Origin of the sequence: Kitasatospora sp. NPDC007106, from assembly GCF_040634455.1 — a bacterium.
GTDB classification, from domain to species: domain Bacteria; phylum Actinomycetota; class Actinomycetes; order Streptomycetales; family Streptomycetaceae; genus Kitasatospora; species Kitasatospora arboriphila.
Genome location: NZ_JBEYFP010001272.1, coordinates 1 through 1,330, shown reverse-complemented (window position 1 = coordinate 1,330; position 1,330 = coordinate 1). Strand labels below are relative to the sequence as shown.

The 1,330-nt window shown below is 74.7% G+C and carries 1 protein-coding gene; it reads right to left on the bottom strand.

Going from position 1 to position 1,330, the window contains the following annotated elements; translation table 11 throughout:
• Window positions 1-130: 130 nt before the first annotated feature.
• A complete protein-coding gene (locus ABZ641_RS37780; protein WP_030277361.1) occupies window positions 131-784 on the bottom strand; it encodes a response regulator transcription factor in 654 nt (217 codons plus the stop codon).
• Between the last annotated feature and the right edge of the window lie 546 nt (window positions 785-1,330).

Here is a 1,330-nt window from a genome sequence, read left to right as displayed (position 1 = left end):
CCCGCCGGCGGGGGGCGGGGTGGTCATGGCCTGTCCTCTCGGGTGCTGCGGTGGGGCGGGTGCCGCGCCGGCGGTGCCGGCGGGGCGGGGGGCGCGGGCGGGCCGGTGCGGCCGGCCCGCCGGTGCCGGGTCAGATGCGGTAGCCGGAGCCGGGCACGGTGACGATCACGGCCGGGTCGCCGAGCTTGCGGCGCAGGGTCATCACGGTGACGCGGACGACGTTGGTGAACGGGTCGGTGTGCTCGTCCCAGGCCTTCTCCAGGAGCTGTTCGGCGGAGACGACGGCGCCGCCGGCGCGCATCAGCACCTCCAGGACGGCGAACTCCTTGGGGGCGAGCTGGACGGGCTTGCCGTCGCGGAGCACTTCGCGGCGGCCGGGGTCAAGGCTGATGCCGGCGCGCTCCAGGACCGGCGGCAGCGGGACGGTGGCGCGGCGGCCCAGCGCCCGTACCCGGGCGACGAGTTCGCTGAAGGCGAACGGCTTGGGGAGGTAGTCGTCGGCGCCGATCTCCAGGCCCTCGACGCGGTCGCTGATGTCGCCGGAGGCGGTGAGCATGATGACGCGGGTGGCGAGACCCTGCTCGACGACCCGGCGGCACACGTCGTCGCCGTGGACGAGCGGGAGGTCGCGGTCGAGGACCACCACGTCGTAGTCGTTGACGGCGATCCGCTGCAGGGCCGCCTCCCCGTCGTAGACGACGTCGACGGCCATGGCCTCGCGGCGCAGCCCGGTGGCCACGGCCTCGGCGAGCAGCTGCTCGTCCTCGACGACGAGTACCCGCACGGTGGTTGTCCCTTCATCCGATCGGCCCCGCCGTGCTGTCCGCCCGTGCGGGCCGTGGTGCGCCGGGCACGGAGCCGCGCCCTGCGGCACGGCCCCGACGGTGCCTCCATCCTGCCTGGTCCGCGGGTAAAGCAGCTGTAAGCGGCCGATTCCGAGCCGTTCCCGGCCGCGGCGGGCCGCTTCCGGTAGGTTGACCTGCGAGGACGCCCCGGGGTGGGGGCCGGGTGCCGGAGCGGAGCGAAAGCGTTCCCTCCGGTTGGACTGTGACACGGGCAACTTTCCGGCGGCGGGGAGGTTTCCCCGGCCCGCGGTTGGGGAGGACAAGCTCACACGCGATCGCGCCGTGCGCGGATCGCACCCACCCGCCGTGTGCTCATCCGCACCGGATCGGGGGTCACGTCATCGGGAGCGGCCGACGAGCCGTCTCCGCGCCCACCGGGGCCGGCAACGACAGCGCGTGCGGTTCCGCATAGACGTGGTCGAAGATCAGGGTGGGGTCCGGGTCGGGCATGGAGCGCACGCCCTCGCGGACCCGGAGGCCGAGCG